5 protein-coding genes are annotated in these 4283 nt (G+C 54.9%); 1 reads left to right on the top strand and 4 read right to left on the bottom strand.

The genetic code is table 11. The features are described 5' to 3' along the window. Positions 1 to 394: DDE-type integrase/transposase/recombinase (locus CR105_RS27000; protein ID WP_143752826.1), on the top strand; the 394-nt coding region annotated here is incomplete at its 5' end. Positions 395 to 410: 16 nt separating this feature from the next. On the opposite strand, the gene CR105_RS27005 is transcribed toward CR105_RS27000, so the two are convergent. The 4 genes from CR105_RS27005 to CR105_RS27015 form a co-directional block, all read right to left on the bottom strand. Further along, the gene (locus CR105_RS27005; RefSeq protein ID WP_099794023.1) at positions 411 to 827 is read right to left on the bottom strand and encodes a hypothetical protein; all 417 of its coding nucleotides are present in this window, start codon (positions 825 to 827) and stop codon (positions 411 to 413) included. 731 nt (positions 828 to 1558) lie between these two features. Continuing rightward, positions 1559 to 2167 carry a hypothetical protein gene (locus tag CR105_RS28125; RefSeq protein WP_131021869.1) on the bottom strand — a complete coding sequence of 203 codons (609 nt, stop codon included), beginning with the start codon at positions 2165 to 2167 and terminating at the stop codon, positions 1559 to 1561. Between the two features lie 645 nt (positions 2168 to 2812). Beyond that, positions 2813 to 3619, bottom strand: coding sequence for a hypothetical protein (locus CR105_RS27010; protein ID WP_099794025.1), 807 nt, complete (start codon positions 3617 to 3619; stop codon positions 2813 to 2815). Then, the coding region (locus CR105_RS27015; RefSeq protein ID WP_180288333.1) for a tyrosine-type recombinase/integrase at positions 3616 to 4283 on the bottom strand (668 nt) is incomplete at its 5' end. The genes CR105_RS27015 and CR105_RS27010, both read right to left, overlap by 4 nt.

Consider the following 4283-nt stretch of genomic DNA (forward strand, 5'->3'; position numbering starts at 1 on the left):
CGACTTCCTGCTGACAGCGAAGCGCGACATGGCTGCGGCGAAGCGCTTCTTCGACAAGGCCATGGGAGCGAACGGCGATCCGGACAAGGTCGCGATGGACAAGAGTGGTGCCAACAAGGCGGCGATCGATGCGATCAACGCCGGCCGCGACGTGCCGATCCTGGTGCTCCAAGTCAAATACCTCAACAACATCGTCGAGCAGGACCATCGCGCCATCAAGCGGGTGACCAGGCCGATGCTCAACTTCAAATCGTTCCGGTCTGCCGGCTCCGTGCTCGCCGGCATCGAGCTGATGCACATGATCCGCAAGGGCCAGTTCGCAATCGACGGCGCTGATGCAATGTCGTTCGCCGATCAATTTTCTGTGCTGGCAGGAATAGTCCGTCCGGTTTGAGCGGCACAATGCCGTCCTAGGGAAATTCTGTCGTTTGATCAACAACGCGACAGAACCCAGTTTCGCCCAGCACCACTCGCATCTGACCAGACGCATCGCGTGCTGCGATCGCGAAACTACGACTGTCAGCGGACCAGGAGGGCTTTTTAGCAAAAGCGAGGTCAACGTTTAAGCCACCAACAACAGGCTGGTCGTCAAGTTTCAGGACTGGTGCGCGCGACCCGCGGGCCGTGAAGTCGGGCGCCCCGCTGACGGTGATGACGTGCTGATCGTCTGGGGAGAATTCAGCGCCTTGTGCGTCGTCTACGTATCCGCCCACAACAGCACCAGTAAGCAGATCGAACACTAAGTATTCGCTGCTTGAGGGATTGATGCTGCCGCTCACGACCAAGCGGTCGGCGGCAATCCATTCAAGTGCGTCGACGAAACGCATTCCGCTTCGCACTTCTCCGTTACCAACAGGTTTGATTGCCAATCGTGTGAGAACCTGGCCGTGCTGGTCAATGACTACGAGCCATGCTAGCGCGGAACCCGGTGGTGATGCATCATCAACGTAGGCGACGGGGTTACCATCCCTGATCTATTGGCTGTATCAGCCCAGTACAATTTTAATCTCTAAAAAGCGCCTAGCGGAAGTGTCCGTACCTGTGCGGGAATGCTAGCCATAAATTTGAATTCGATTAATAACGAGCCGTCCATCGGTACTACATTAGCAATACTGGACACTATTCGCTGATCGCGCAGTAGGTCGCTGGAACTAACCGCCCCGAAGAGATCGGCGATAGCACTAATTTGGCAGCGTTGTAGACAGGTTATTGAAGCAATGCAGTGCGTTTGGAAGCAATGAATAGTAGAAAGAGAAAAACGATTTGAACGCGCCTCGTGCTGGAGCAACTCACTCAACGCGGTTTGAAGCCGGACATGCACCGTTCGCGGCTGAAAATCAGGAACAGTGTGCGCAGGCAGAGGGCTCTCAAGTGCTCTGATTTTTCGCTCGCTCGGACGCGGGGCAGCGCTGCGCTGATTGCTTAAGGTTTGAGGCGAGTTTGTTTCCTCTTTTACAGCGTCAGCCGGGAGCTCTCGCAACCAGACCAACGCAATTACCGTAGCAACTGCGATCGGTCCAAGCACCAACAAACGCCTCCGCAATCCACTCACGATAACTTACTTATTTCCGATGCAGCAAAATCCGCATCCGTCGCCACCACATCCGGATCCCCCCGTTGTGCAAAAGTGGAAGTAAGTATCGCCACACCCTTTACCACCACAGCATTTCTCTTCCGGGGTTGGAGTGTCATTGAAAGTGGTAGGCGTCCCTGCATTTCGTTTCGATGAGTCCCTAGCCTGTGCTGACTTTACCAAATCAGAATCGGAGCCTAACTCGACAATCTTTAAGCTTTTTACTGCTGCGGATTTAAGCGCCGCTGCCGACTCTGCCGCGTCAAACGAGACCCCAGGCTGTATCTTCAAACCAGGCACACGTTCACCATTGGATACGTAGACTTCGTCCGTAACCAGATGGTATATAACTTTCCCGTCCGACGACTTTTTTACGATAAAGCGGATAGCCGGATCGGAACCGAATTTGATCGTGTTCATTGCCCCGTCTTGAATCAGAAAAGTGGACGGCGTATCGCATTTTTCGAAGTGAACGTTAAGCGAAAAGTAGTTGTCCGTTTTTTTCAACTCAATAAATTGCTTTACCGGCGCAGCTGTCACAAAGGTGGCGGCGAAGGCTAGCAAGAGTACGCACATGTTTTTTAGATATTTCATCGCTATTCACCTATAAACTAATGAACTTACAGTTAATCACAACCTTACAAATTATGCAAGTCAAGGGGCGCCAGTTTCGGCGCTGCTGCAGGTGTTGCGATCCGTAAATTTGGCGAGCTGGAACTCTCAGACCCAAGCAAAATCGGTAGTCAGCTTCATATTCAACCTATCGGCCAGTTGGCGCACTTCCAACCGTCCAACGCAATGACTTCGCGCTGTTTTTGACCGTCAGCTGCGTCGCGATGACGAAAGTTCTTCGAATTCGCCTATATAGGGAAGAACACAAGATTCGGAAAAAATCGGGCGCTATGGCAACGCGTCCTTCAATGAAGGAGCGCTTTCGACCCGAAGCAGACGGTCACTCAACAATTGTCCAAAGCTGAGCGGCCACAGGCAAATGTTCGAATGCATCAAAGAATTTGTTTCCGTAAACAACCTACCTGACCTTCTTATTCGGGCGCCGCATCGATCAGCTTGGCCAGCTCCGCCTTGCCTCCGACGACCAGCCAGTGTCAAAGCGTAGAAACTGTGGCCACGTTCCCTTCATTAAGAGTTGATTTTGTACGTCAACTAACTTTTTCCCCACCGGGCGAGCTCTATAAATCGCCTGGCGCGCGTGGGTCGTTTGTTGAAATTGGCGTGCTTCTACTGCTTTCGCTTGCCGTTGCGACCGCTCTGCCGCCTGATGCAGTCGCACTTGCTCCAATAGGATCGCATCCAACTCCGCTTTTTACGATGCCGCACCTCTTGAGCCTTCGCATGCCGCTCATTGATATGAGCGAGGTTGGCATCGACCTCTGCTTCCAGGCGTGCTTTGACGTCGGCAACGCCGGGATAGAACAGCCACTGCTTGTACTGCGTACTTCCAAGCACGCGTTGCTCAATCTCAGCGACTGCATTGTTAAGGTCCAGATCGCCGAGATAGATTTCGATGGCAGGCATTCCAAGGCGTTCAATTTTCGCTATCTTGTCCGCATCGACCGCTTGCGTGTACCACATCTCAACCAGCAGCTCCTGCCCCTGCGAGTAACAGATGACATCGGCGCGAATGGTACCAAAGTCGCCGTCAGTATAAGTTACCTCAGCGAGGCATTGATCAAAGTACGCAATCTTGTACTCTCGGACTCGGTGACTTCGTTGAACTTCGGTCAAGTCCGTCGCTCGCTTAGCGACTTCAACATGCAATAGCGGGAGTGGCATGAATTTCGCCTCCATTAGCACCTGGATGGCTGCCGAATGAATCGAAAGCTCGACGCAACGATTCGTTGCGGGGGCGTTGTAGTGCGCGAAATGGAGGCGCTTCTTGCCCTGCCTGAGAAGGAGTTTGGTACCGCATCCCGGACACTCGCATCCACATGCCAGACCGCGAGCGAGCGAATCCGTCGGGGCGACCATTCGGGCGCCGAGTCGACCGAAGGGAACTTTCAAACCAATTGCCGGCTTATCGCTCATCGCGTGCGCCCGCGGCGCGTATTCATCACGTCGAGCACGGCGTCGTGGCGGTCGACTTCGCCTCGGTGCAGGTACCCGCCGGTGGTCGATATATTTTCATGCCCGGCGTGGTCTTGGCCCAGTTTCAAGTCGCCAGTGTGATTGACGAGCGACGTCAGCATTTCATGGCGGAGCCAGTGTGCTGACGCTTTCCGCAAGGCGCCCTCGGCGTCCAGCTTACCTTCGATCGCCGCCAGGTCGGCTGCTTGAGTGAACAGCCCTGTGATCGTGTTGGCCGTCGCTTCGGCGCCGATCGCCGTAGGCACGCGCCGGCGCACCGACAACACCAACGGAGTGGTGTCGTGCCGGTGAGTAGTTGGAGCAAGGCTGAATGCCTGACGATACACCTGGAAACAAGCCAGCATTTCGTCGCAGACCGGAAGGCGTCTCGGCTTGTCTCCTTTACCGACCACATGAAGCCACCAGCGGTCGTCTGCCTCGAGATGGATCGCGCCCATCGATGCCTGCGCTATCTCGGAAAGGCGTGCGCCGGTGGTCACGAAAGCGACGAACAGGAAATGGTCTCGTGCGGCGCTGCGTGTCTCTTGCCCTGGAGCGCGGGGGAGGGCAGCGATGGCGGCGTCGACATAGGCGATCGTGGCCGGGCCGAGGTAGCGTTCAACTC

The sequence above is a fragment of the Massilia eurypsychrophila genome (genome assembly GCF_002760655.1).
GTDB lineage: Bacteria > Pseudomonadota > Gammaproteobacteria > Burkholderiales > Burkholderiaceae_D > JAFCUW01.